The organism is Streptomyces doebereineriae (assembly GCF_031845645.1).
Classification (GTDB): domain Bacteria; phylum Actinomycetota; class Actinomycetes; order Streptomycetales; family Streptomycetaceae; genus Streptomyces; species Streptomyces canus.
In genome coordinates, this window is sequence record NZ_JAVREZ010000022.1 from 139833 (window position 1) to 164561 (window position 24729).

General features: G+C 70.1%; 25 protein-coding genes and 1 pseudogene. 11 read left to right on the forward strand and 15 right to left on the reverse strand.

Annotation, left to right across the window (positions count from 1 at the left end):
* Positions 1-19: 19 nt before the first annotated feature.
* From RNB18_RS42305 to RNB18_RS42325, 5 genes are all read right to left on the reverse strand, one after another.
* The gene (locus tag RNB18_RS42305) at positions 20-1600 is read right to left on the reverse strand and encodes an ABC transporter substrate-binding protein (RefSeq protein ID WP_311719434.1); all 1581 of its coding nucleotides are present in this window, start codon (positions 1598-1600) and stop codon (positions 20-22) included.
* Between the two features lie 191 nt (positions 1601-1791).
* Entirely contained in the window at positions 1792-2556 is a 765-nt protein-coding gene (locus RNB18_RS42310; RefSeq protein WP_311719435.1) for an SDR family oxidoreductase, read from the reverse strand.
* Between the two features lie 12 nt (positions 2557-2568).
* A complete protein-coding gene (gene fabG, locus RNB18_RS42315; protein WP_069766276.1) occupies positions 2569-3330 on the reverse strand; it encodes a 3-oxoacyl-ACP reductase FabG in 762 nt (253 codons plus the stop codon).
* Positions 3331-3484: 154 nt separating this feature from the next.
* A complete protein-coding gene (locus RNB18_RS42320; RefSeq protein WP_311719436.1) occupies positions 3485-3901 on the reverse strand; it encodes a DUF3037 domain-containing protein in 417 nt (138 codons plus the stop codon).
* Positions 3898-4653: a HipA family kinase gene (locus tag RNB18_RS42325; protein WP_311719438.1), complete on the reverse strand. Its 756-nt coding sequence runs from the start codon at positions 4651-4653 to the stop codon at positions 3898-3900. The genes RNB18_RS42320 and RNB18_RS42325 overlap by 4 nt, the downstream gene beginning before the upstream one ends.
* Positions 4654-4744: 91 nt before the next feature.
* On the opposite strand from RNB18_RS42325, the gene RNB18_RS42330 reads away from it, so the two are divergent.
* Positions 4745-5185, forward strand: a complete 441-nt coding sequence (locus RNB18_RS42330) for a Rieske (2Fe-2S) protein (RefSeq protein WP_311719439.1) — start codon at positions 4745-4747, stop codon at positions 5183-5185.
* Positions 5186-5189: 4 nt separating this feature from the next.
* On the opposite strand, the gene RNB18_RS42335 is transcribed toward RNB18_RS42330, so the two are convergent.
* Positions 5190-5840 carry a cysteine hydrolase family protein gene (locus RNB18_RS42335; RefSeq protein WP_311719440.1) on the reverse strand — a complete coding sequence of 217 codons (651 nt, stop codon included), beginning with the start codon at positions 5838-5840 and terminating at the stop codon, positions 5190-5192.
* A gap of 138 nt (positions 5841-5978) precedes the next feature.
* Here RNB18_RS42335 and RNB18_RS42340 point away from each other — a divergent pair, with 138 nt between their 5' ends.
* On the forward strand, positions 5979-6446 hold the full coding sequence (locus RNB18_RS42340) for a pyridoxamine 5'-phosphate oxidase family protein (protein ID WP_057610529.1): 468 nt from the start codon (positions 5979-5981) through the stop codon (positions 6444-6446).
* An 87-nt stretch (positions 6447-6533) separates the two neighbouring features.
* On the opposite strand, the gene RNB18_RS42345 is transcribed toward RNB18_RS42340, so the two are convergent.
* Positions 6534-7436, reverse strand: coding sequence for a LysR family transcriptional regulator (locus RNB18_RS42345; protein ID WP_311719441.1), 903 nt, complete (start codon positions 7434-7436; stop codon positions 6534-6536).
* Between the two features lie 74 nt (positions 7437-7510).
* Between RNB18_RS42345 and RNB18_RS42350 the strand changes: the two genes are divergently transcribed.
* Positions 7511-8434 (forward strand): DMT family transporter, encoded by a 924-nt coding sequence (locus tag RNB18_RS42350; protein ID WP_311719442.1) that lies wholly within the window; start codon positions 7511-7513, stop codon positions 8432-8434.
* 99 nt (positions 8435-8533) lie between these two features.
* Here RNB18_RS42350 and RNB18_RS42355 read toward each other — a convergent pair whose 3' ends face one another.
* Positions 8534-9865: an aminotransferase class I/II-fold pyridoxal phosphate-dependent enzyme gene (locus RNB18_RS42355; protein WP_311719443.1), complete on the reverse strand. Its 1332-nt coding sequence runs from the start codon at positions 9863-9865 to the stop codon at positions 8534-8536.
* A gap of 35 nt (positions 9866-9900) precedes the next feature.
* Between RNB18_RS42355 and RNB18_RS42360 the strand changes: the two genes are divergently transcribed.
* Together RNB18_RS42360 and RNB18_RS42365 are read left to right on the forward strand one after the other, a co-directional pair.
* Positions 9901-10584 carry a pyridoxamine 5'-phosphate oxidase family protein gene (locus RNB18_RS42360; protein WP_280856297.1) on the forward strand — a complete coding sequence of 228 codons (684 nt, stop codon included), beginning with the start codon at positions 9901-9903 and terminating at the stop codon, positions 10582-10584.
* Positions 10584-11213, forward strand: coding sequence for an FMN-binding negative transcriptional regulator (locus RNB18_RS42365; protein WP_311719444.1), 630 nt, complete (start codon positions 10584-10586; stop codon positions 11211-11213). Before RNB18_RS42360 ends, RNB18_RS42365 begins: the two co-directional genes overlap by 1 nt.
* A gap of 39 nt (positions 11214-11252) precedes the next feature.
* Here the strand turns inward: RNB18_RS42365 and RNB18_RS42370 are convergent, their stop codons facing one another.
* The 3 genes from RNB18_RS42370 to RNB18_RS42380 all read right to left on the reverse strand — a co-directional run bounded on the left by RNB18_RS42370 (position 11253) and on the right by RNB18_RS42380 (position 13971).
* The gene (locus RNB18_RS42370) at positions 11253-12164 is read right to left on the reverse strand and encodes a DMT family transporter (RefSeq protein WP_311719445.1); all 912 of its coding nucleotides are present in this window, start codon (positions 12162-12164) and stop codon (positions 11253-11255) included.
* A gap of 192 nt (positions 12165-12356) precedes the next feature.
* Entirely contained in the window at positions 12357-13352 is a 996-nt protein-coding gene (locus RNB18_RS42375; protein ID WP_311719446.1) for an EamA family transporter, read from the reverse strand.
* Positions 13353-13404: 52 nt separating this feature from the next.
* A complete protein-coding gene (locus RNB18_RS42380) occupies positions 13405-13971 on the reverse strand; it encodes a Clp protease N-terminal domain-containing protein (RefSeq protein ID WP_311719447.1) in 567 nt (188 codons plus the stop codon).
* 250 nt (positions 13972-14221) lie between these two features.
* On the opposite strand from RNB18_RS42380, the gene RNB18_RS42385 reads away from it, so the two are divergent.
* Positions 14222-14650, forward strand: a complete 429-nt coding sequence (locus tag RNB18_RS42385) for a type II toxin-antitoxin system Rv0910 family toxin (protein WP_306984518.1) — start codon at positions 14222-14224, stop codon at positions 14648-14650.
* 105 nt (positions 14651-14755) lie between these two features.
* Here the strand turns inward: RNB18_RS42385 and RNB18_RS42390 are convergent, their stop codons facing one another.
* Complete coding sequence (locus tag RNB18_RS42390) at positions 14756-15379, reverse strand: PadR family transcriptional regulator (RefSeq protein WP_079077124.1); 624 nt, start codon at positions 15377-15379, stop codon at positions 14756-14758.
* Positions 15380-15799: 420 nt separating this feature from the next.
* Between RNB18_RS42390 and RNB18_RS53915 the strand changes: the two are divergent.
* Both RNB18_RS53915 and RNB18_RS42400 read left to right on the forward strand, forming a co-directional pair.
* Positions 15800-16117, forward strand: a pseudogene (locus tag RNB18_RS53915) (hypothetical protein); the annotation flags it as partial.
* Between the two features lie 165 nt (positions 16118-16282).
* Entirely contained in the window at positions 16283-16540 is a 258-nt protein-coding gene (locus tag RNB18_RS42400) for a hypothetical protein (protein WP_311719448.1), read from the forward strand.
* 592 nt (positions 16541-17132) lie between these two features.
* On the opposite strand, the gene RNB18_RS42405 is transcribed toward RNB18_RS42400, so the two are convergent.
* Positions 17133-18023: an alpha/beta hydrolase gene (locus RNB18_RS42405; RefSeq protein ID WP_311719449.1), complete on the reverse strand. Its 891-nt coding sequence runs from the start codon at positions 18021-18023 to the stop codon at positions 17133-17135.
* 344 nt (positions 18024-18367) lie between these two features.
* Here RNB18_RS42405 and RNB18_RS42410 point away from each other — a divergent pair, with 344 nt between their 5' ends.
* Positions 18368-19180, forward strand: coding sequence for a PhzF family phenazine biosynthesis protein (locus tag RNB18_RS42410; RefSeq protein ID WP_311719450.1), 813 nt, complete (start codon positions 18368-18370; stop codon positions 19178-19180).
* Here the strand turns inward: RNB18_RS42410 and RNB18_RS42415 are convergent, their stop codons facing one another.
* On the reverse strand, positions 19181-19981 hold the full coding sequence (locus tag RNB18_RS42415) for a CPBP family intramembrane glutamic endopeptidase (protein WP_311719451.1): 801 nt from the start codon (positions 19979-19981) through the stop codon (positions 19181-19183). It lies immediately after the preceding gene.
* A 187-nt stretch (positions 19982-20168) separates the two neighbouring features.
* Here RNB18_RS42415 and RNB18_RS42420 point away from each other — a divergent pair, with 187 nt between their 5' ends.
* Positions 20169-21950: a substrate-binding and VWA domain-containing protein gene (locus RNB18_RS42420; protein ID WP_311719452.1), complete on the forward strand. Its 1782-nt coding sequence runs from the start codon at positions 20169-20171 to the stop codon at positions 21948-21950.
* A 21-nt stretch (positions 21951-21971) separates the two neighbouring features.
* Here RNB18_RS42420 and RNB18_RS42425 read toward each other — a convergent pair whose 3' ends face one another.
* Positions 21972-23489 carry a glutamate-cysteine ligase family protein gene (locus tag RNB18_RS42425; RefSeq protein WP_311719453.1) on the reverse strand — a complete coding sequence of 506 codons (1518 nt, stop codon included), beginning with the start codon at positions 23487-23489 and terminating at the stop codon, positions 21972-21974.
* Positions 23490-24014: 525 nt separating this feature from the next.
* Between RNB18_RS42425 and RNB18_RS42430 the strand changes: the two genes are divergently transcribed.
* The gene (locus tag RNB18_RS42430; protein WP_311719454.1) at positions 24015-24581 is read left to right on the forward strand and encodes a hypothetical protein; all 567 of its coding nucleotides are present in this window, start codon (positions 24015-24017) and stop codon (positions 24579-24581) included.
* Positions 24582-24729: the final 148 nt, after the last annotated feature.

Sequence of the window (24729 nt, forward strand, 5' to 3'; positions counted from 1 at the left end):
GACCACTGACAGCGCGCCGCTACCAGCTGGTCTTCCAGTACAGCTCCCACATCGTCATCATGGTCGCCGGGTCGATGACCTTCTCGAGACCGGCGATCTCCTCGTTCGCGGCCACGTACTGCTTGCCCTGCCACAGCGGCACCAGCCGGGTGTCGTCCACGAAGACCTGCTGGGCTTCCTCGATCTGCGGCCCCACGGCCCCGCGGTCGCTCTCCGCGCGCGACTCGGGCAGCAGCTTGCCGGTGATCTCGGGGGCGTCGTACGGGGTGCCGAGCGCGTTCTGCTGACCCACGAAGGGCGCGATGAAGTTGTCGGCGTCGTGGAAGTCGGGGAACCAGCCGCGCCCGAACACCGGGTACTCGCCCTTCTGGTAGCCCTCGACGTAGGTCTTCCACGGGCGGCTCTTGAGGGTGATCTTGAAGAGCCCGGAGGCCTCCAGCTGCCGCTTCAGCTCCTGGAAGGCGGGCTTGGTCGTCGAGCCGTAGCGGTCGCTGGTGTACCAGAGGGTCAGCGGGACGCGCTCGGTGATCCCCGCCTCCCTGAGGAACCGCTTGGCCTTGGCCACGCTGGGGTCCCCGAAGTCGTCGAAGAAACCCGTGGTGTGGCCGGTGAGACCGGCCGGGACCATCGAGTACAGCGGCTCGACGGTGTCCTTGTAGACGAAGTGCACGAGCGCCGGGCGGTCGACGACCTGGGCGACGGCCTTGCGGACCGCGGGCTTCGCGGACCACGGGTCGCTGGGGTTGAACACCAGGTAACTGATCTCGGTGGTGGGGTTCTCCACAAGCTGGAGCCCCTCCTTCTGCTGGTTGGTCTCGATGTCGACGGTGTCGGAGGCCCCGAGACCGCGGTACACGACCGAGATCTCCTTGTCCTTGAGGGCCTTGACCATCTCGTCCGACCGCTGGAAGTAGCGGATGGTGACGGCGTCGTTCTTGAGGTCCGCTATGCCCTTGTAGTTGTCGTTGCGGACGAGCTCGGCCTTCTCGCCCTCCTTGAAGGAGTCGAGGCTGTAGGGCCCCGAGCCGCTGATCTTCCCGTCCTTGCGGATCGCGGTCGCGGAGTACTCCTCGGGGTCCACGATCGACATGGCCGGCGTGGTGAGCACCAGGGGGAAGGTGGCGTCGGGCTGGCTGAGGTGGAAGACGACCTCGCGGTCACCCTTCACCTGCACTCGGGAGAGCGTTCCCAGCAGGCCGGCGGGGCCGCCGTTGAGGTTGATCTTCTTGATCCGGTCGATGGAGTACTTGACGGCCTTGGCGTCCAGTGTGTGCCCGTCGGAGAACTTCAGACCCTCGCGCAGGGTGCAGCTGTACACGGTGCTCGACGTGTCCGTGAACTCACAGCTCTCGGCCGCGTCGGGTTCGGGGTCGGAGGCACCGGGGGAGTAGTTCAGGAGCGTCTGATAGACGTTGCGGAACAGTTCCCAGGAGTTGTCCCAGGAGGCCGCGGGGTCCAGCGTGGCCGGGGCACTGGTGGTCCCCACGATGATCGCTTTCCCGCCGTCGGAGGAGTCCGAGGAGAACACCCCACATCCGGCCACCGTGGATATGGACACGAGGGCCGCGAGGGGCGGCAGGTATCGGTTCCGCTTGAACACGCGCTTGCTCCTCGAAATGCCGTGCCGAGAGTCGGCAAAACATACCGCAGCGCCACGCACACTCAACCGGTTCGTTCACAGGGAGCTTGATCACCTCAGCGTGATGACCCTGTAAATCCCCTGTGAGGCTTTTGTGCGTTCGACACGGGCGCCGACGGTGTCAACGGGCGCCCGTGCCGAGACGACGAGGGTCAGCTCACTCCCGCGTTGAGGAAGATGCCGCCGTCGACGACGAGCGTCTGGCCGGTGACCCAGTCGGACTGCGCCGAGGTGAGGAAGGCCGCGGCGCCGCCGATGTCGGAGGGCACGCCGAGCCGGGCCAGCGGGTAGGACGCGGCCGCCTCCGCCTCCCGGCCCTCGTACAGGGCCGACGCGAACTTGGTCTTCACGACGGCGGGGGCGATCGCGTTGACCCGCACCCCCGGCGCGAACTCGTGCGCGAGCTGCTGGGTGAGGTTGATCAGCGCGGCCTTGCTGACGCCGTACGCGGCGATGAAGGGCGAGGGCGCGATACCCGCGACGGAGGCGATGTTGACGATCGCGCCGCCGTTGTCCTTCTGCCAGGCGTACCAGGTCTTCTGGGCGAAGCCGAGCGCGGAGATCACGTTGGTCTCGAAGACCTTGCGCGCCACATTCAGGTCGAGGTCGGCGATCGGCCCGAACACCGGGTTGGTACCGGCGTTGTTGACCAGGTAGTCGACGCGCCCGAAGGCCTCCATGGCGCGCTCGACGGCGGCGGTCTGGTGCGCCTCGTCGTGCGCTTTGCCCGCCACGTAGACGGCACGCTCGGCGCCGAGTTGCTCGACGGCCTCCTTGAGGGAGTCCTCGGTGCGGCCGGTGATGACCACCCGGTCACCGCGTGCGACGAGCGCCTCGGCGATGCCGTAGCCGATGCCGCGGCTGGCGCCCGTGATGAGCGCGACCTTGCCCGAAAGCTCGGGGAGCTGCGAAGTCATGATCCCGTTTCCCTAGTCGAGCGGTCCGCCGGCGACGTACAGCACCTGGCCGGAGACGAATCCGGCCGCCTCGCCCGTGAAGAAGGCGATGGCGTTGGCGATGTCGTCGGGCTCGCCCACGCGCGCGACCGGGATCTGAGTGGCGGCCGCGGCCTTGAACTCGTCGAAGCCCATGCCGACGCGCTCGGCGGTCGCGGCGGTCATGTCGGTGGCGATGAAGCCGGGGGCGACGGCGTTGGCGGTGATGCCGAACTTGCCGAGCTCGATGGCGAGCGTCTTGGTGAAGCCCTGGAGACCGGCCTTGGCGGCGGAGTAGTTGGCCTGGCCGCGGTTGCCGAGGGCGGAGGACGAGGACAGGTTGACGATCCGGCCGAAGCCCGCGTCCACCATGTGCTTCTGGATGGCCTTGGTGACCAGGAACGAGCCCCTGAGGTGCACGTTCAGGACGGTGTCCCAGTCGGAGACGCTCATCTTGAACAGCAGGTTGTCGCGCAGCACGCCCGCGTTGTTCACGAGGATCGTCGGCGCGCCGAGCTCCTCGGCCACGCGCGCGATGGCGGCCTGCACCTGGGCCTCGTCGGAGACGTCCGCGCCGACCGCGATCGCCCGGCCTCCGGCCGCGGTGATCTTCTCCACGGTGTCCTTGCAGGCGGCCTCGTCGAGATCGATCACGGCGACCGCGCGCCCCTCGGCCGCCAGTCGTACGGCGGTGGCGGCGCCGATGCCGCGTGCGGCACCCGTGACCACGGCTACCCGCTGCTCTGTGGTGGACATTGCTGGTTCTCCTCGCCCTTGAGAAATCGACCTGGGGAAATCGACCTGAGAATGTACGGCCCATTCGGTGAGCGACCGCTTAGTACCTTCAGCAGACGTGACGCTAGAAGCGATGGCACGCGGTGTCAACGTCCCACGAGCCGGGTGTGATCCATTACCTGACCAGCAGGTCGAGCAGACGCTCCGGTTCGGCGGCCGGATCGGTGGTGAGCCCGGTGTGCACGGGGCCCGGCTGGACCACGGTGGAGCGGGGCGCGATCAGCCAGCGGAAGCGCCGGCCGGCGTCGTCGCGGGCGGCCTGCCCGGCCCCCTCACCGCCGGCGCAGACCCCCTCGACGGCGTGGAGCGCGGCCCGGACACCGGCCACGTCCGCCTCCGGGTCGAGCGCCCGCAGCCGGGCCTCGTCGAGGTGGGTGCGCACGCCGACGTAGGCCTTGGCGCGGCAGTACACGAGCACCCCGGCGTTGATGCACTCGCCGCGCTCGACGCGGGGCACCACCCGCAGCAGGGCGTACTCGAAGACCTCGCGGTCGTCGCTGCGGCCGCCCCTGATGATGTGGCGCTCGGTCACTTGATCCCCTCGATCCGCTCATGGACGACGGCCGCGCGCGCGAGCAGTGGCCGTGCGTAGGTCCGCCGGAGGTCGTCCGGCGACTCGAAGCCGGGTTCGCCGGCCAGCCAGGCGTCCGGGATCTCGGCGGTGACCTCGGCGAGGAGGTCCTCGGTGACCCGGGGGGCCAGTTCGGCGGCGGCCGCGGCGACATCCGGTGCGAAGGGCTTCAGAACGTGGTCCGAGGCGTCGTAGGGACGGGCGGCGGACTTCTCGGCGCCGGGCCAGTTGTGCTGCCAGATCATGGTCGCGCCGTGGTCGATGAGCCACACCTCGCCCCGCCACCACAGCAAGTTGGGGTTGCGCCAGGAGCGGTCGACGTTGTTGACCAGCGCGTCGAACCAGACGATCCGGCCGGCCTCCTCCGGGCCGACCGAAAAGGCGAGCGGGTCGAAGCCGAGCGCTCCGGAGAGGAAGTCCATGCCGAGATTGGTGCCGCCGCTGGACTTCAGCAGCTCCTGCACCCGCTCGTCGGGCTCGCCGAGCCCCAGGTCCGGGTCGAGGTCGAGCGTCACGAGCTGCGGCACCCGGAAGCCGAGCCTGCGGGCGAGCTCCCCGGCCACCACCTCGGCGACCAGGGTTTTACGGCCCTGACCTGCGCCGGTGAACTTGATGACGTACGTCCCGCGGTCGTCGGCCTCGACGAGCCCCGGCAGCGAGCCGCCCTCGCGCAGAGGCGTGATGTAGCGGGTCGCGATGGCTTCCTTGAGCATCGCCCCAGGTTACTGGGGGGTGTCTGAACAACGGGCACTCCGGGGCCGTACCTCAGGGCAGTTCAAAGATTCCGTGGAAGGGGACGTCAGCATGGCCAGCGATTCGATTCATCCCTCATCGGCCCCCAGTCGCCGGGTCGTCGTGGCGGCGGTCGGCGCGGCAGGACTCGCCCTCACCCTGAACGCGTGCGGGTCGGAGGACGACTCCTCCTCCTCGTCCTCGTCGTCGGACACTGCCGCCGCCGGCAGTGTCCTCGGGAAGACCTCGGACATCCCCGAGGGCGGCGGCAAGATCTTCAAGGACTCGGGCGTGGTGGTCACCCAGCCCACGGCGGGCGAGTTCAAGGCGTTCTCGTCGAAGTGCACCCACCAGGGGTGTGCGGTGACGGGCATCACCAACGGGGTCATCACCTGTCCGTGCCACAAGAGCGAGTTCTCGGTGACGGACGGCAGCGTGAAGAAGGGGCCGGCGACCCAGCCGCTGCCCGAGGAGAAGATCACCGTCAGCGGCGACTCGATCTCACTCGCATGAGATGTCAGACGCGCCCGGGCCGGCGGGGTCGTCCCAGACAGGTCAGCATCTCGTCCGTGGTGGCGAGGGTGGCCACGAGGGCGAGCGTGTGACGGATCATCGCCGGGGTGTAGTCGGAGGGCACCCCGGCGATGGCGTCCGTCACCACCACGGCGGTGTAGCCGCGGTTCACGGCGTCGAAGACGGCGTTCGGGACGGCCACGTTGGCGGAGACTCCGGTCACCACCAGTGTGCGGCAGCCGAGGTTGCGCAGGAGCGCGTCGACCTCGGTGCCCTGGATCGGCGACAGGCCGTGCAGCCGTCGTACGACGAAGTCCTCCTCGCTCACCTCGATCGGGGCCGCCACCCGCACCGCGGTGGTCCCGGCCAGCTGCTGGACGGGCAGGCGTTCGGCGGCACGGAAGAGGCGGGCGTTATGGTTGGCGCCGCGCCCGTCCGGACGGCGTTCGGCGATCGCGTGGATCACCTGGACCCCGTTCCCGTGCGCGGCGTCGACCAGGCGGGCGACGTTGGCGAGGGCACCCGAGGTCCGCGCCTCACGGGCGAGTTCGGGCAGCGCGCTCTCCGGTCCGACGACGCCCTGCTGGCATTCGACGGTGAGCAGGACAGTGCTCTCGGGAGCGAGGAGTTCGCTGAGTTGTTCGTACGACGGCACGGTTCCCCCTGGTCGCCGACGGCCCGGAGCCGGTGACAGTAGCCACCATTGCGTCGGGACGGAAGACGACCCATCCTTTTCTGACGTGATGTCAGAGGATCTCTCCTCTGACACGACGTGGGAGAAAGAGGGGGATGCATGACCGTCACTCAGCGCCGCGGCCGGAAGATCATGATGACGCCGGGCGAGCTGGACGAGTTCCTGACCAGCCAGCGCACCTGCCGGGTCGCCACGGTCTCCGCCGATGGCGCTCCGCATGTGAGCACGCTCTGGTTCGCCTGGGACGGCACCTCGTTGTGGCTGTACTCCGTCGTGCGCAGCAAGCGCTGGACCGATCTGCGCCGCGATCCACGGGTCGCGATCGTGGTCGACACGGGTGAGGAGTACGACGAGCTGCAGGGCGTGGAGTTGTCCGGGACGGTGGACTTCGTGGGCGAGGCTCCGCGCACCGGAGAGCTGCGCGCGGAACTCGACGTCCCGGAGACGCTGTTCGCCCGCAAGAACTTCCGCCTGGAGGAGATGCCGCACGACGGCCGGCACGCCTGGATACGGTTGACCCCCGAGAAGATCGTCTCCTGGGACTTCCGCAAGCTGGGCCCGGCGTAGGGCTGTCCGGCGGACGAGACCGACTGCGAGGAACAGCGCCTCACCGGACGCCTTGCCGCCGGCCCGGTCCGCCATTCGGGACCAGCCTCAAACGGCCTTCACCGCCGCCGACTTCAGAGCCTCGACCGCCGCCCGGATCGACGGGCGGCGGTCGGCGTCCGCGCGCCACACGGCGTAGATGTGCCGGCTGACCGACTGCCGTACGGGCACGGTCCGCACGCCCTCCGGGATCGGCCCGCGCCCGAGCCGGGGCGCCACGCACACACCGAGCCCGGCGCCGACCAGGGCGATTTGGGTCGGATGCTCTTCCGCGCGGTGCGCGACGCGGGGCTCGATGCCCTTGGAGCGGAGGGTGTGCATCAGCCACTCGTGACAGAACTCGCTCTCTCCCCAGGTGACCCAGTCGTCGTCCGCGAAGTCCTCCAGGTCGACCTCGCTCCGGTGCGCGTGACGGTGGGTCGCGGGCATCGCCACGTCGGCCGTGTCGTCGACGATCGAGGCCTTCACCAGCCCGTCGGGCATGGGCAGCGGCTTGTTGTACCAGTCCAGGACGACCGCGAGGTCGTAGTCACCGCGGATCACGGCGAGGACCGACGATTCCGGCTCCATCTCGCTCGAGCTGATCCGCAGGCCCGGATGCGCCGAGCGCAGGCCCGCGAGCGCGGCAGGGAACAGGCCGCGTGCGGCGGTCGGGAACGCGGCGATCCTCAAATCCCCCACCACCTGGCCGCGTTGGGCCTCCAGGTCGGACTGGGCGAGTTCCACCTGGGACAGGATGCGTGCCGCGTGGTCGGCGAGGAGCCGACCGGCGTCGGTGAGCCGCACCCCCCGGCCGTTCTTGGCGAGGAGCTGCTGGCCGACCTCGCGCTCCAGCTTGGACATCTGCTGCGAGACGGCCGAGGTCGTGATGTGCAGGCCCTCGGCGGCGCCGCTGACCGAGCCGTGCCGGGCGAGGGCGTCGAGGGTGCGCAGGCGCTCCAGGTTCAACATGTAAGCAATACTACGAGATATCTCGCTCAAAAACTCGCTTGTGCTACGAGATCATGTGCCGGATCGTGGTCGGCATGACCACCGCGACCGTCACCGAAGCCCCACCGCGGACCACCCGCCGCCCCGCCCTCGACTGGCGCCTGCGCTTCGGCGTGCTCTCGCTGATCTGGGGGTTCAGCTTTCTGCTCATCAAGGTGGGCACCGAGGGCTATGCGCCCTTCCAGGTCACGCTCGGGCGGCTGGTGTTCGGGACGCTGGTGCTCGCGGCGGCGATGACGGTGCGGCGGGAGCGGCTCCCTCGCGGGGTGCGGACGTGGGGTCATCTGGCGGTCGCGGGGTTCCTGATCAACGCACTGCCGTTCTCCCTCTTCGCCTACGCGGAGTTGACGATCCCGTCCACGCTGGCGGGGATCTGCAACGCGACCTCGCCCCTGTGGGGGATGGCTCTGTCCGTCGTCGCACTGTCCGAGGACCGGCCCACGCGCGTGCGGGTCGCCGGGCTCGGGCTCGGGTTCCTGGGGGTGCTGACGGTTCTCGGGGCCTGGCAGGGGTTCAGCGGGCTGGACGGCAGGGGGACGGCGATGGCCCTGCTCGCCTCGCTCAGCTATCCGATCGGGTGGATCTACGTTCGTCGCACTCTGGCCGGTGTGGGGTACTCCCACATATCCCTGATGGGGGCGCAGTTGCTGTTGGCCACGGTGCAACTGGCGGTCGTCACTTCGCTGTTCTCCGGGATTCCTACCCATGTCGATGTGCTGCCCCTGCTTGCGATAGCGGCGCTGGGTGCGCTGGGGACGGGGCTGGCGCTGCTGGTTCAGTACGGACTGGTCGCCGAAGTGGGGCCGACCACCGCGCAGATGGTCACGTACTTCATTCCGGTCATCGCCACGGGGGCGGGAGTCGCGGTGCTCGGCGAGTCGTTGAGCTGGTCGACACCGGTGGGTGCGGTGATCGTGCTCGCCGGGGCAGCGCTCAGTCAGGTGCGGCGAGGCGCCTGATGGGGCGGGGTGGGTGGATTGTCGGTGGGCGCGGGCGCGGGCGCAGGTGACGGTCGCGCGGTTCCCCGGCCCCGACCCTGAAAGCAGCTCACCTTCCCCTCACACATGGTTCCGGGTCGGCGACGGGCTCAAGGCCCTCGCGATCGCGTCCGCCAAGTGGGGCACCTCCGTCGTCGCCAACGTCGATACCGTCACGCGGATCCCCTGCGGTGCGCTCATTCTGAAGCGGGCGCCCGGGGACACGGCCCAACCCGCGTGCAGGAGGCGGGACACCGCGCCCGTCTCGTCCGGGACCGGGATCCATACGTTGAGGCCGCTGCGGCCGTGCGCCCCGACTCCGCGTTCCGCGAGTGCGCCGATCAGCCGGTCGCGGCGCTCGCGGTACGCCGCCGCCACCTCCACCGTGTCCAGTACGCCCTCGGCCCACAGGTGCACCACCGCCCGCTGGGTGATGCGGCTGACCCAGCCGGGGCCCAGGCGGTGGCGACCGTGGACGCGGTCGACGGTCACCTCGTCGCCGGTGAGGACGGCCAGACGCAGATCGGGGCCGTAGGCCTTGGCCACCGAGCGGACGAAGGCCCAGCGGCGGGTGACTCCGGCCAGGGGGTGCAGGGGCAGGTCGACGATGCCGTGGCCGTGGTCGTCCTCGATGAGGAGGATGTCGGGGTGATCCTCGAGGACGGCGCGCAGGGCACGCGCACGCGTGGCGGTCACCGAGGCACCGGTCGGGTTCTGGGCCCGGTCGGTGATGATCAGGGCACGGGCGCCGGACTCCAGGGCCTTGCGTACGTCGTCGGCGCGCGGGCCCTCGTCGTCCACACCCACCGGGGCGATGCGCAGGCCGAGTGCCGGGACCAGGTCGAGGAGGCTGCCCCAGCCGGGGTCCTCCACGGCGACCGTGTCGCCCGGCTTGAGGTGGGCGGCCAGGACGCGCTCGATCATGTCCAGGGAGCCGGAGGCGACGGCGAGAGGGCCCTGCGGAACGCCGTCCGCATCCAGCGACTCTCGCGCCAGGCGCGCCAGCTCCGGGTCCACGGTCGCCTCTCCGTACAGGACCGGCTCCCGGTCGCCCTGTTCGGCGGCGGCGGCGAAGGCCGGCGCCAGCGGGGGCAGCAGCGCCGGGTCCGGGTTGCCGTTCGCCACGTTCCGCACGCCCTCCGGGACCTCCACCCGGATGTACTCGCGTCCCGTGGTGGCCGGCTTCGACCGCACCCGGCTGCCCCTTCGCCCGGCGGTCTCGATGACCCCGCGCTCGCGCAGGGTGCGGTAGGCGGCCGCGACCGTATTGGGATTCACCCCGAGATCCACCGCCAACTCCCTCATGGGAGGCAGTAGTTGCCCAGGCGCCAGCTCTCCGGCACCCACCGCGCTCTCGACGCTCGCCGCAATCTCCGATGCGCGTCGGCCTTCGATCCGATATTCTCCTAGCACAAAGCAGATTATGCACTAGTGCAATGGAGAACGCAATGCAGGGGACCACCGCGACCACGCCGGAGCCGACCGCCTACGCGCCGACCGACCGCACCGTCCCGACACGCTCACCCAACCGGGCCTCGTACGACAGGGAACTGGTGCACTCGATACTCGACGAGGGCTACGTCTGCCACCTCGGCTTCGTCCGGGACGGCGCCCCGGTGGTCCTGCCCACGCTGTACGGCCGGGTGGGCGAGCGGCTCTACGTCCACGGCTCGACGGGTTCGCGCCCGCTGCGGATGACCGGCCAGGCCGACCCGGGCCTGCCGGTCTGCCTGACGGTGACGCACGTCGACGCGCTGATCCTGGCCCGGTCCGCCTTCCACCACTCGATCAACTACCGGTCCGTGGTGGTGCACGGACTCGCGTACGACGTCACGGACCCCGAGGAGAAGCGCCTCGCCCTCGACGCGCTGGTCGACCATGTGGTGCCGGGTCGCGCTCTCGACTCCCGCCCCGCCAACAAGAAGGAACTGGCCGCCACCGCCGTCATCCGCCTCGACCTGGACGAGGTCTCGGCCAAGCTCCGCACCGGCGGGGTCAACGACGAGCCCGAGGACCTCGCCCTCCCCCACTGGGCCGGTGTGGTCCCGCTGCGCAAGGGCTACGGCACCCCGGTCGCCGACGGCGGCCTGGCCCCCGGCACCGAGGTCCCGGACTACCTGGCGGTGCTGTGATGCTGATCCATCCCTGGGACGCGGCCCGCGACGACGCCGAGTGGCAGCAGTGGCTGTCCGTCCACGACTTCGGGCAGCTCGCCGTCAACGGCCCTGTCGGCGAGCCCCCGTTCGTCCAGCCGCTGCACTTCGCCTACGACCCCTCGCGGGGCGAGGCCCTGACACACCTCGCGCGGCCCAACCCGCTGTGGGGCGCACTGGAGGCGTGCCCCGACGTCGTACTGAGCGTGGTCGACGACTACGCGTACGTCCCGGGCCCGTGGCAGGCCGACCCGGACGTACCGTCCGAGCACGGCACGCCCACGAGCCTCTACGCGGCGGTCCAACTGCGCTGCCGAGCCCACGTGGTGGACGACCCGGACGAGAAGGCCGTACTCCTGAACCATCAGGTCGGTCACTTCCAGCCGGAGGGCGGCACCGCGCGGGTGGCGGCGGACGAGGTGCCGTTCGGGAGGCAGCTGCCGGGGATTCGCGGACTGCGGCTCGAAGTGACCGGTGTGCGGGCGAAGTTCAAGTACGCCGGCAAGCGCACGGTTCAGGTGCAGGACCGGATCGCGGACGGGCTGGCGGAGCGGGACGGCCCCGGGGACGCGGCGGCGCGCGAGCACCTGCTTCGGCGGCGGGCCTGAGCGAAGGGGCCCTTCGGGCAGAAGGGCCCCTTCGGTTCGTCATGCGGGCACACGTGCCTCCGTCACCGCGAGCCCCGCGACCGCGCCCAGCATCAGCAAGGTGCCGACGACGGTGGTCGGAGTGAGGCGCTCGCCGAACAGCACCACGGCCAGCACCGCCGCACTCACCGGTTCGAGCAGCATGATCACGGAGACGGTGGTGGAGCGGACGACCGCGGCGGCAGCGAAGTAGAGGGCGTAGGCGAGAGCCGTGGGGACGGTCGCCAAGTAGACCAACAGGACCAGGAGCAGAGCCGGTTGGGCCGTGTGCGGGACCAGGCCCTCGGCCTGCGCCAGGGGCAGCAGGCAGAGACTGGTGACCGCGAACACCCCCACGGACGTCCCGGCGGACTCCGCCCGGGCCGCGCGCGTGATCAGGGTCATCACACAGCAGCCGGCCGCCGAGAGCAGCCCGAGCAGCACGCCCATGGGGCGTACGGAAGCCTCCGCGCCGCCCAGCGTCAGCACCGCGAGTCCGGCGAGGGCTCCGGTGACGGCGACGACTCCGCTGCGCCCGAGCCGCTCCCCCAGGGCGAGGCGTGCCCCGAGCGCGATGAGCACGGGGCAGGCGCCGAGGGTGACGACGGTGGCCACGGCGAGCCCGGTGGACCGTACGGCGGCGAAGTAGGCGGTCTGGAACACCGCGAGACAGACGCCTGACGCACCGACCCGCAGGGCTTTGCGGCCGAGCGGTTCCGAGACGGCCGTACGCGCGCGTGGCCGTACGGGACGGACGGCGAGCAGCACCGCCAGTCCGGCCGTGCAGCGCCAGAAGGACAGGGACACCGGGCCCAGGTCGCTGGTCCGGTAGGCCAGCGAGGCGACCGCTCCCGCAGTGCCCCAGGTGGTACCGGCGACGATCAGATAGATGAGGCCTCGCCCGACGGGCAGGCCTGAAGAAGCATGCGACACGTGTTCTCTCCGCAGATGCGCCGAGGCGCGGAAGTTCGGAAGAGGACGCCCGCTCGGTGGCGGGGTCCGCGGACTTCGTCTGCGGGCAGCACCGTTCAGCCCGGCGGCATGGCCGGGCGTGGTCTCCGGAGGGCCCGCCTCAGACGGCCGGCGGAGAAACGATGAACGTGCGCGTGTGCATGGGCCGGGAGCCTAGGCGGCGTTCTCCCGGGCGGGCAACCGACTTTCGGCGCCACCGGTCGCGACCGGTTCCAAGGAACCCTTGGCCGGGGTCGAGGACTGAGCGATGAAGGCGCCGAGCAGGACGACCGCGCCGCCCACGATCTGCGGTGCCGACAGGTGTTCGCCGAGCAGCACCCAGGCGAGGACGGTCGCGACGACCGCTTCGAGACAGGCCACGACCCCGGCTATCGCCGGTGAGAGCCTGCGCACCGACACCACGCCGGTGACGTAGGCGAGGACGGTGGCGATCAGCACGATCCAGCCGAGCAGCAGACCGGCCGCGACCGGGGTGCCGTTCATGTCGGCGCGCTGCGCGAGGACGGAGAAGTCCATGGTCCAGGGGCGGGCCACGACGGTCAGGACGGCGGTACCGACGAGAAGGCCGTAGGCGATCACGCCGAGCGGGTCGGGGACCTCGCCGGAGTCGCTGCCCTGGTCGGACAGGACGAAGTAGCCGACCTGGCAACAGGCGGCGCCGAGCGCGAGGAGCAGTCCGAGGGCGTCGAAGCTCAGACCCGACCAGACCTCGACGACACACGCGAGCCCGCCGACGGCGAGGACCACGCCGAGCGCGGCGGCGCGGGTGACGGGCCGTCGCTGCACGAACCGCACCCAGCCGAGCACCAGGGCGGGGGCGAGGTACTCGACGAGCAGGGCGACACCGACGGGGATGCGGGAGATCGAGGCGAAGTAGAAGGCCTGCACGCCGGCCACGCCGAGCAGCCCGAAGCCGGCGAGCAGGGCGGGACGGCTGCGCAGCAGCGCGCGGTGGCGGACGGCGAGCGGCAGCATCACCAGGGCGGCGCCCGCCACCCTCAGCCACACCACGTGCAGCGGATCGAGGCCCGCCTCGATCAACGGCTTGGCCGCCACCCCGGATCCGCCGAAGGCGAGCGCGGACACCAGCGCGAGACCGAGTCCGACGCCCTTGCCCTCACTGGCCCTGCTGCTCTCAGACGTATGCACCGGCCCATGATGACAGGGCAGGACATGAGCGTCACCCCCGATGACTCCTGTCTCAGCGGCTGGACCGTGGCGGGCCGCCCCACAGCCCTCCGGGCAGACGGTCGTCGATCCGCGCTGACACGGCACGGGCGTCGATTCCCGCCCGGGTCAGCACCTCGACGGCCCGGGACTCGGGGTCCACCAGGATCGCCGCGAGCAGATCGATCCCGCGGGCGGGTCCGTCGGCGCGGTGCTCGGCCCGGGCGCAGGCGTATTCCATCGCGCCCGCGGCGAGCGGTGAGAGGCCCTCGGTCGTCGTGACGACGGGGACGGCGCCGGAGTCCTCGATGCTGCCCTGCCAGCGCAGTCCGTAGCCGATGCTGCGCTGCACCAGATAACCGAGGAGCCGCGGCAACTGCGGTTCCGCGTCGAAGACGGCGTACGCCTCGGCGTCGGCGTCCAGCAGTGAGTGCAGCAGATGGGCCGTGTCGATCTGCCGGTCCCCGTCCCTCAGCGCGCGCCTGCGGGCACCGGACACCACCGCTGTCAGGTCCGCGCTGAGCCTGACATCGCCGTCCGGACTGACCGGCGGCGGGCCGCTCTGTTCGCGGGCCGACTGCCGGGGGATACGGGGGTGCACATCCCCCACCTCATCAGCCCCACCGCATCGGGTCATCCCCGAGGGGAAGCATCTTTGCGTCCCACGGAGAGCGGACCCCCGAGCCGGAATCTCCTCCTTACGGATGAGATCAAGGCTTTCCGCCCCGGTAGGCGTACGTCAGGTGGGCTGAATGCACCTCCACGCTTTCTGACGGTTCATCAGTATTGAATGTTGCGCCCCCTGCGGCTACTTTCCGCGACACCACAGCCCGACACGAAGAGGTGGCCGCATGGCGGAAATCAGCGCGGAGGCACGCATCTCTGCACCCGCGGAGAAGGTCTGGGCCCAGCTCACCGACTGGTCCGCGTACGGGGAGTGGAACGCGACCCACACCAGTTTCCCCAAGGGCGGCCCGACGGTTCTGGAACCGGGCGGAACCTTCCAGGAGAACATGAAGCTGATGGGCTTCCCCGCCGAGGTCGAGTGGACGATCGACCAGGTGGAGCCGGCCCGGCTGTTCGCCATCCGGGGCAAGGGTCCGATGGCGGTGAGCGTCGCCACGCGCTACACCCTGACCCCCGACGGCGACGCCACCACGGTCCGCATCGACGGCGAGTTCACGGGCGCCGCCGTCTCGCTGATGGCCGGCAAGCTGAAGGACTCGGGGACGGCCGCGCTGAACGAGTCGCTGCGGAAGCTGGCCGGACTGGTGGAGTGAGCACCGCACAAGTGAGCGCTGCACATGTGCGCCGCCACAGGAAGGCGCCCCGCGGATCGCTCCACGGGGCGCCTTCTGATCGCCGTACGACTGCCCGGCCTCGGCTCAGTCCTCGTCGGCGAGGATGAGGTACAGCTTCTTGCGGGCCTCGTTGATGACGGCCAGCGCCTTCTCGCGCTGTTCCTTGCTGCCGGTCTTCCAGACCTGGCCGAAGGCCTCCATCAGACCGAAGCCGGCCTGCCGGATCTCGCCGAGCGCCTCGAAGTCGATGCCACGGGAGGCTTCCTCCCATGGGGCGTCGGGGCCCTCGTCGGCCGCGGTACGGCCGGCCTCGGTGAGGGCGAACAGCTTCTTGCCGCCCTCGCTCTCACTGGCGATCAGCCCCTCGTCCTCCAGCAACTGGAGGGTGGGGTACACCGAGCCGGGGCTGGGCTTCCACGCCCCGCCGCTGCGCTCGGCGATCTCCTGGATCATCTCGTAACCGTGCATGGGCCGGTCCTTGAGCAGGGCCAGGATCGAGGCCCGCACGTCTCCGCGCCGCGCCCTCCCCCTGGGTCCACCCCGCCCCCTCGGCCCCCAGGGCCCGGGGCCGAAGCCCGGCCCTCCGAAGCCGGGGCCACCGGGACCGCCCGGACCGAAGGGCCCGAAGGCACCTCGCAGGCTCTCGGGACCACCACGGCCCCTACGACCGGCTCCACCATGTCCACGCTCGAATCCGTGGGAACGCATCACAATCACTCCATTCCATCGTTGATCTGTCGCGATGCTTCAACGATATATCGGAACCGATCGCATGGCAAGACCCGTCGGTGAACCGAGTTGAGACTCTCAGCGAGAGTTGTCACTTTTCAGCGCCACTCGGCACCGAGAGTTGACGACAGTTACTAGGTGTGGCCATTGCTGTCATCGGTGCCCTGCACAGCGCCGTGCTCAGGCAGTCGGCGACGGCATCATCAAGGTCAACCCCGCCGACCCACGCGGCCTCGCCCTACCCGACTGGGAGACCCTCGTCCGACTGGCCGACGCACTCGTGGCCGCCACCCACGACGACTACCGCGGATGGGGAGACGTCTTCCTCTTCGCCGCGGGCACCGCCGCCCGGATCGGCGAGGCGTCCGGATGCCGCGTCGGTGACATCGACGCCGGCCAGTGGATCTGGACCGTGCGGCGTCAGACCACACCCGCACCCGGCGGACTCACCGACAAGGGCACCAAGGCAAGCACGCCCGCAATGTTCCCATCGTCGAGGAGATCCGCCCCCTCGTCGCCCAGCGCATCCTGTGCGCAGGCCCCGATCCCGATGCCCGACTCTTCACTGGCCCGCGCGGCGGACGCATCTCCACCGCCGTCCTGCGCGAAGCCACCCATTGGGACGCCGTGGTCACCAAGCTCGGCTACGAGCACCTGCGCCGCCACGACCTCCGTCACACGGGACTGACCTGGTTTGCCGACGCGGGAGTGCAGGTCCATGTCCTACGTCGGATCGCTGGCCACGGCTCGCTGACCACCACGCAGCGCTATCCGCGCACCTCAGCGTGCTCCGCGCCCCACACTCCCTGCCAGCCCGATCGTCATGACCCAGTCGGGACGGCGCGCAACGGCTTCACAAGTCTTCAAACGAAAATCGTGCACTTGACACTCGTCGCGGCGGGCGCGAAAAGCGAGCTGTACCTCCTCGACGGCTACCGCCACGGGTTCATCAACGCCGCCCGGCGCGGCGACCTGGCGGCGGACGCCCTCCTGGACGGTGGGCGCCTCGCCGGGCAGGGCACCGCTGCGGCTCGGCACTACAGGGACGCCACGGGCCATGGAGTACAAGCCGAATTCGGATTCGGCGACATGGCCTCCTTCTTCGCCGGACACCTCCCCGTACCCCATCAGCGCACATAGGAATTCCGCCCAAGGCTTCCTCATCCGGAATCAGGGAAAGTGCCAGTCGCCGACTGGACGCGCCAAGCGGCTGGGGACGTCCAGGAGATGAGGGCACTCCTGTGTGGCAGCGAAACGCAGGAGGTCATCCTGATCCGTACGGTCCGCCATGTGAACATCGATCAGCCAGCGACCACCCCGCGTCACCGCAAGGAAGTCAGGGACGCGTTGCCGCATGCCGCCCTCAGCCTGGAACCGTTCTGTGACAACTAGGCTCGCCACTGAAACTCTTGTCCGGCTCCCTGCTCACGACCGTCCTTGGGTGACAACTCTCCCTGCAGGTCTCAGAACGTCTGAAGCGGCGCTACCGGCAGCCGCGGTGACGCGATCGGCAGGGGCCTCACACAGCGAAGCGCCACCGACGCCGACGGTCTGCCGGCCGAGGGCGAAACGGATGTGATCGGCTGCCGTCAGCGGCTTCGAGTCGAAGTAATCCCTCCTCGGCAAACAGCTCCCGAGCACTCCACGTCCGCAATGGACCGATCACGCGAGCCCGCGACTACATGGACGGCTCAGGAGTCGCCCGTGCCAGAGCCCGAAAAGGACGGGAAGGTCACCTCAAGGCATCACGCAACGCGGTGGCCATCAGGTCGATGGCCTCCTTACCGGCCGCTGCCGGGCCGGTGTGGGTGAAGTAGTGGTCGACGCCCTCGAAGACGCGGTGGGTGACCGGGACGCCGGCGGCCTCCAGAGCCTTGGCGTAGGCGTCCCCCTCGTCGCGCAGGCGGTCGTTCTCCGCGGTGATGACCAGGGCGGGAGGAAGACCCGCGAGGTCGTCGGCGAGGCCGGGCGAGGCGAGGGGGCGGGCGCGGTCGGCGGGATCGGGGACATAGGCGGCGGTGAAGATCCGCATGATCTGCGGAGTGAGCAGCGGCTTGTCGATGAGGGACCGCTTGGTGGCCGGATCAGCCACCTGGTCCAGCGGCGCCGAGTCGAGGATCTGAAGCCGGGGCGAGAAGGTGCCGCTTTCCCTGGCCAGGCGGCAAACCGCGGCGGTCAGGTTGGCCCCGGCACTGTGTCCGCCCACGGCGAGCCGCGAACCGTCCCAGCCACCGGCGGCGCCGTTCTCGGCGACCCACGCGGTGACGTCGTAGGCCTGGGTGACGGGTGTGGGGAACGGCCGCTGCGGCGAGACCGCGTAGTCGACGTTGATCACGACGCAACCGGCCGTGGCGGCTATGTAGCGGCAGATGTGGTCGTCCTGCTCGGGCCGGGCGACCACGAACCCGCCGCCGTGGAAGTTGACGTACACGGGGGCGGGGGTGTCCGTGGCGACCGGCGGACGGTAGACGGTGCACGTCACCGGTCCGGCACCGGTCTCCACCCGAAGGCTCTCGGTGCGCGCCGGGACGTCGGTGAAGCGCAGGTCCTTGTGTACGCGGGACATCACGCGACCGAGCAGGAGCTGGATCCCTCTGGCCTGGATTCGGGGGCTGAACGCCATGACTGAACACCCATCGCTGCAAGGTTAAACTAACAGGATTCCTGATAATGGATGCTCGCCGCCGAGAGCGCAATGGGCAGGGGGCGACTCCCACGTTCTCCGGGTTGCGGACCCCGCGATGAAGCAGGTCAGGACGACATCCGGGCGAGCACGCCGAGCAGTGGCCGACCGTGCCGCCGCTCGCCGGCGTCACGCTGCGCCCAGCCGCGTCGATCCGGGCCGCCTCGACGCCCGCGCAGCCGCGGGCCGCCGATCACGAGGACCTCGGTGTTCGCACGGAAAACGGTCCAGTGACCCCGGATTGGCCTTGTCCAGGCCGCAAGATCGTCTCGTACCGTCGGGCCATGCGCATCCGAATCGTCGACGCCTTCACCGCCCGCCCCTTCACCGGCAACCCGGCGGGCGTCCTGCTCCTGGACAACGCCTTCCCGGACGACAACCGGCTCCAGAACATCGCACTGGAGGTCAACCACGCCGAGACGGCCTTCGCCCACCGGCTCCCCGGGGACGGCGAGGCCGACTGGGCGCTGCGTTGGTTCACGCCCGCCACCGAGGTGAACATGTGCGGCCACGCGACGCTCGCCACGGCCCACGTCCTGTACAGCACGGGTGCGCACGAGGGCCCGGTGCGGTTCGCCACCCGCAGCGGTGTCCTCATCGCGACACCGGGCGAGGACGGCTCGATCACCCTGGACTTCCCGACGGCCCCGCTGACCCCGGTCGAACTTCCCGAGGGGGTCGCCGAGGCGCTGGGCGCCGAGCCGCTCACCGCCTTCGACACCGGCCCGAACATCGGTGACCTGCTGCTTGAACTGGCCGACGAGAAGACCGTCCACGCCCTGCGCCCCGACCTCAAGGCCCTGGCCGCCTATTCGGAGCGCGGCGTCATCGCCACCGCCCGCGCCGAGAACCCGGACCTGGGCTACGACTTCGTCTCCCGCTGCTTCTTCCCGAACGTCGGCATCGACGAGGACCCGGTCACCGGCAGCGCCCACACCGCTCTGGCCCCCTACTGGTCGGAGCGTCTCGGCCGTACGGATCTCACCGGGCTGCAGGCCTCGCCCCGGTCCGGCCGGGTCCGCACCGGGCTGCGCGGCGGGCGCACGCTGCTGACGGGCAGTGCGGTCACGGTCATCGAGGGCGAGCTGCTCGCCTGATCACGCGGTCGGCAGCCAGCCCACCTTCCCCGCGAGGAGGGCGTAGCCCACGAACGCCCCGATGTCGAGCAGGGAATGCGCCACCACCAGGGGGCCCACGCGCCCCCACCGGCGGTACAGGTAGACGAACACCACGCCCATCACCATGTTGCCGATGAAGCCGCCGATGCCCTGGTAGAGGTGGTAGCTGCCACGCAGCACGGAACTGGCCACCAGCGCGGTGCCCGGGGTCCAGCCCAACTGGTGGAGCCGGCGCAGCAGATAGCCGACGACGATCACCTCTTCGAGGATCGCGTTCTGCATCGCCGAGAGGATCAGCACGGGGTACTTCCACCACACGTCGGGCAACGCCTCGGGCACCACGGTGAGGTTGAAGCCCAGACCACGCGCGGCCAGGTAGAAGGCGATACCGGTGCTGCCGATCACGGCCGCGATCCCGGCCCCGCGGGCGAGGTCGAGCCCGGGCCGGGTGCGGTCGAAGCCGAGGGTCCTCAGGCTCTGCCCCTCGCGCAGCAGGAGGTGCGCGACGAGCAGTACCGGCACCAGGGCCGACGCGATCCCGAAGAGCTGCCAGGCGAGATCCAGCCAGGGACGGCCCGGCGCGGCCGAGGCGTTGAGGGTCGCCGCCTGATCCTTGAGACCCCCTGGTTTGGTGACCGATCCGACAAAACTGATCAGCGCGGACACACCACTCGCACCGAGCGAAAGCCCCAGAACGAGCAGCGTCTCATCACGGAAAAACCTCCGTGAGAGCGCCTTCTGCGGAAAAGAATCGGCCACTGCCCCTTCCTCCGCCTGCACACCTGCCTCCAGTTGAGTAATCCAGCCTCATCCGTATCCCCGCCCCGCTAGGGTCCTTCGAAAGAAGTGACGAAGATCGTGCGCAAGGCCGTCGGGGGGACGGACGCCGTACGGGGGCGTGCCTCCCTCTTTCCTGCCATACACGGCCGTGTCGGCACGGAGATCGACAGGGGAGGGCACCACCGCCATGGGACGTCACAGCTTGCCCGATCAGTATGGGGCGGGCGGCAGCGACCCCCGCCCACGCGCGCGCCGCCGTACCGTGGCCATCGCGACGGTGCTCGTCCTGACCGTCGCCGGCGGGACGGCCGCCGCCGTCCAGGGCGGTCTGCTCTCCTTCGGCTCCTCCTGCCGGGACGATGCGGTACGGCTCGAGCTCGCCGCCTCCCCCGACGTCGCCCCCGCCCTGCGCAGCGCTGCCGAGCGGGCCCACGACGAGAACCTCACCTCCGACGGACGCTGCGTCGACATCACGGTGACCGCGCGCGAGTCGTACAAGGTCAGGGACACGCTCGCGGCCGGCAAGGACCCCGGTGTGCAGGTGTGGGTGCCGGACTCGGACGTGTGGGTGGAGCAGATCTCCGCCGACGGCGACGCGACGGAGGTGGCCCGTGTCGGCAACGTGGCCTCCAGCCCGGTCGGGATGGCGATGGTGCCGACCGCCGCGAAGTCGCTGGGCTGGCCGAAGAAGACGTACGCCTGGCTCGAACTGGCGGGCGCCACCCTGCAGGACGACTCCCTCAAGCTGGGCGCCGCCGACCCCGCGCGCAGCGCGACCGGGCTGCTCGCCCTCACCCGGCTCACGAGTGCGGCGGGGCAGACCGCGGGTGGGGAGACGCGGGCCGCGGCCATGATGAAGGCGCTCTCGCAGCGCATCTCCGACAGCGACGGCCAGCTCGTGGAGACGCTGCCGCGGGACGCCTCGGGCACCGAGCAGGGCAATCCGAAGCGCAATCAGGCGCTGGTTCTGTCCGAGCAGGCGGCCTTCGCCCACAACTCCTCTGCGGAGTCCGGGGACGGTCTGGACTTCTTCTATCCCAAGGACGGCTCACCGCGGCTGGACTACCCCTACGCGCTGGTCGACGAGACACGGCTGACCACCGACGAGAGCCGTGCGGCGATCCGCTTCATGACGTACCTGCGCAAGCCCGAGCAGGAACAGCTGCTGACGGACCGGGGATTCCGCACCTCCGACGACCAGGTGTCGAAGACGCTGGTCGCGAAGGCCGGTGGCGAGGTGCCGCAGCCGTATACGGAACCCGCCGGCGAGCCCGCCTCGGCGGCGGCGCTCCAGGAGGCCCTCGGCACCTGGACGATCACCGTGCAGAGTGCGCGGATCACCACGGTCGTGGACGCGTCCTCCTCCATGTCGGAGGCCGTGCCGGGCACCGGCCGCTCCCGGATGGACGTCACCAAGGCGTCCCTCCTCCAGGCCCTCGCGACCTTCACCCAGGAGGACGAGATCGGCCTGTGGGAGTTCTCCACCAAGCTCGACGGCGACAAGGACTACAAGGTCCTGGTACCGACGGAGCGTCTGGGCGACAGCGCGGACGGGGCCGGCACCCAACGAGAGCGGCTGTCGGCGGCGTTCGGCGGCCTGGAGCCGGTGCCGGGCGGAGCGACGGGGTTGTACGACACCACGCTCGCCGCGTACAAGGCGGCGACCTCCTCCTACGCCGAGGGCAAGTTCAACGCGCTGGTCGTCCTGACCGACGGCGTCAACCAGGACCCCGGCAGCATCTCGCGCGGGGCGCTGGTCTCCGAACTGGAGAAACTCTCCAGCCCCGAACGCCCGGTCCCCCTGATCGTGATCGCGGTGGGCCCCGACGCCGACCGCGCGGAGGCCGAGCAGCTCGCCGAGGCCACCGGCGGCTCCGGCCAACAGGTCAACAACCCCGCCCAGATCCACACGGTGATCCTGAACGCGATCGTGGCCGCGGGCGCCCAGGGCGGCAGCGTCAGCGACTGACCCCGCGCGTCCCCCAGGCCCTCACCCCAGCGGCACCGGCTCCGGCAACCCCACCGGCCAGGTGTGCACCGGCTCTCCCAGATGCATCAGCTCGCCATACCGCCGCGTCGTGGCCGCCAGCGCCGCATCGCGCGACAGTCCCGCCTCCAGTGCCCGGTGGAACGTCGCCGCCTGCCAGGACGCCCCGTTGGCCCGGCGTCGGCACCGCTCCTCGATCACCCCGAGGTAGAGCTCCCGGTCGGCGGGCTCGACGCCCCACCCGGCGAGGCCCGCGTCGGCGAGCGGCAGCAGTTCGTCGCGTACGAGGGTGACCGCGTCGACCTCGACCGTGCCGCCGTGACGACCGCGCCGGGGCCAGACCATGCGCGCGTCGATGCCGTACCGGCAGGCCGCGTCGAAGTTGGCCGCGGCCGCCTCGAAGGGCAGCCTGGTCCACACCGGCCGCGGCTCCTCGGCGAGGGCGCGGACGAGGCCGTAATAGAAGGCCGCGTTGGCGATGACGTCCGTGATGGTGGGGCCGGCTGGCAGCACGCGGTTCTCGACGCGCAGGTGCGGGACGCCGTCGGCGATGCCGTAGACGGGCCGGTTCCAGCGGTACACCGTGCCGTTGTGCAGGACGAGCTCGGCGAGGGAGGGCACCCCGCCCTGGTCGAGGACCTCCAGCGGGTCCTCCTCGTCGCAGATCGGCAGTAGGGCCGGGAAGTAGCGCAGGTTCTCCTCGAACAGGTCGTACGCCGAGGAGATCCACCGCTCCCCGAACCAGGTGCGCGGCCGCACCCCCTGGGCCTGCAGCTCCGGCGGACGGGTGTCCGTGGACTGCTGGAAGAGCGGCGGACGGGACTCGCACCACAGCTCACGCCCGAAGAGGAAGGGCGAGTTGGCGCCGACGGCTATCTGCACGCCGGCCACCGCCTGCGCGGCGTTCCACACGTCGGCGAAGCGTCCCGGCGTGACCTGGAGGTGCAGCTGCACAGAGGTGCAGGCGGCCTCCGGGGCGATCGACTTCGAGGTGCAGGTGAGGCGTTCCACCCCGTCGATGTCGAGGACGAAGTCCTCACCGCGGGCGGCCACGATCTGGTCGTTGAGCAGCGTGTAGCGGTCGACGTCGGACAGGTTGGAGGAGACCAGGTCGTCCCGGTCCAGGGTAGGCAGAATGCCGATCATCACGATTCCCGCGTCGACCTCGCCCGCTTTGCGGTCGGCATACGCCAGCGAGGTCCGCAGTTCCTCGGCGAGCCGGTCGAATACCCTGCCGCCCAGCCTGTGTGGGGCTATGTTGACTTCCAGGTTGAACATGGCGAGTTCTGTTTGGAAATCTCGGCTTGCGATGCGTTCGAGGACCTCTCCATTCAGCATTCTCGGCATACCGTCGGTGCCGACCAGATTCAATTCGATCTCCAGCCCCATCAGGTTCTGGGGACGATCGAACCGCTGCTCCGCCAGGAGCCGCTCCAGCCCCGTCAGGCACCTGCGGAGCTTGTCGCGGTAGCGCTGGCGATCGGACAGGTCGAACCGGCCTGCCACGACCTTCTCCCCCATCGAAGGGTCCCTCCTCGATGCGTCATGAGTCAGGTGGGATGATGCCCAGCCGGAACGATCGGTAACGTCCCGCGTCGGCCCCGAGCGCGCTACCCTGTCGGAAGTGACCGGTGGCACATTCACTCGGCATGGAGCACTCAGCAGTTTCGAGTGCCCCGAAGAACTCGTGAAAAACGCCGACGAGAATTGGCCGACCACTTCCCGCACATTTCCCGAGGTCACCGCCGCGAAGAGTCACGGTATCGGGATCATTTTCGCGTATCGCCGACCGAATGGCCCCTTGCCCCGTGCGATGGAAGCGGCTAGACGAAACACTGTCTGAACACATGTCGTATAAACTTCGCGAACAAGGCAGAGAGTTGGCACCCGCGGTCCTGGATCCTGCCGTCAGGTGACGTACCGCAGTCCTCACCCGCACCCGCGTCACCGGACCCCGGCCCCCGCCTCTCTGACCTTCGTGAGCTGACAGCGCCGTCCGCCCCCGCCCTCGCGCCACCGTGCCTGTCGAATGAGAGGCGACCCACCATGCCGCTGCATGTCCCCCCGGCTCCCGCCCCAGCACTTCGCTCCGTCCTCACCGCACTCGCCTCGCCCACCGCGGTCCGCGAGGCCCGGACTCCCTCCCTGCTCCGCGCCCAGGGACCCGTCACACCCGAGCTCCCCCTACCCGTACACGTCCTGGACGGCACCGCCACCCGGCTGACCGGGTGGCGTTTCCTGGTCCGCTGCGGCGATCGCTCGGTGGCCGCGGCCGAGACCATGCTGACCCCGGACGGCTGGGCGTTCTCGCACTTCTTCGAGGGCCCCTACATCGCGTCCACCGAGCGGGCACTGCGTCAGGCGGAGGTGATGCAGCAGCCGTATCAGCCGCGTCTGCTGTCGATCCCGGGCCTGTACATGCTCGCGCTGTGGCTGCACGGCGACTGCGCGGCGGACGCCGCCACGGGCCGCCTCGCCGCCACCGACCTGCTCGTCCCACTGGCACCGGCTCCGCCCGGCATCGCCGCCCACCGTCCGCACCGGGCAGCGGAACTGCTCCCGGTACTGGCCCATCGGGTGACTCCGGCCCCACTGCTGGGCTCGCCCGCCTGAATCCTCGTCCGCACGCATCGCCCACCACCCCCGTACCCCGCCCCGAATTCCGGGTAGCGGGGTACGACTCCGTTTCCGGTGCCATTAGGGTCGTACAAAATCCCCAGGGATCACACAGAAGACCATTTGCTCGTACGAGCGCACAATT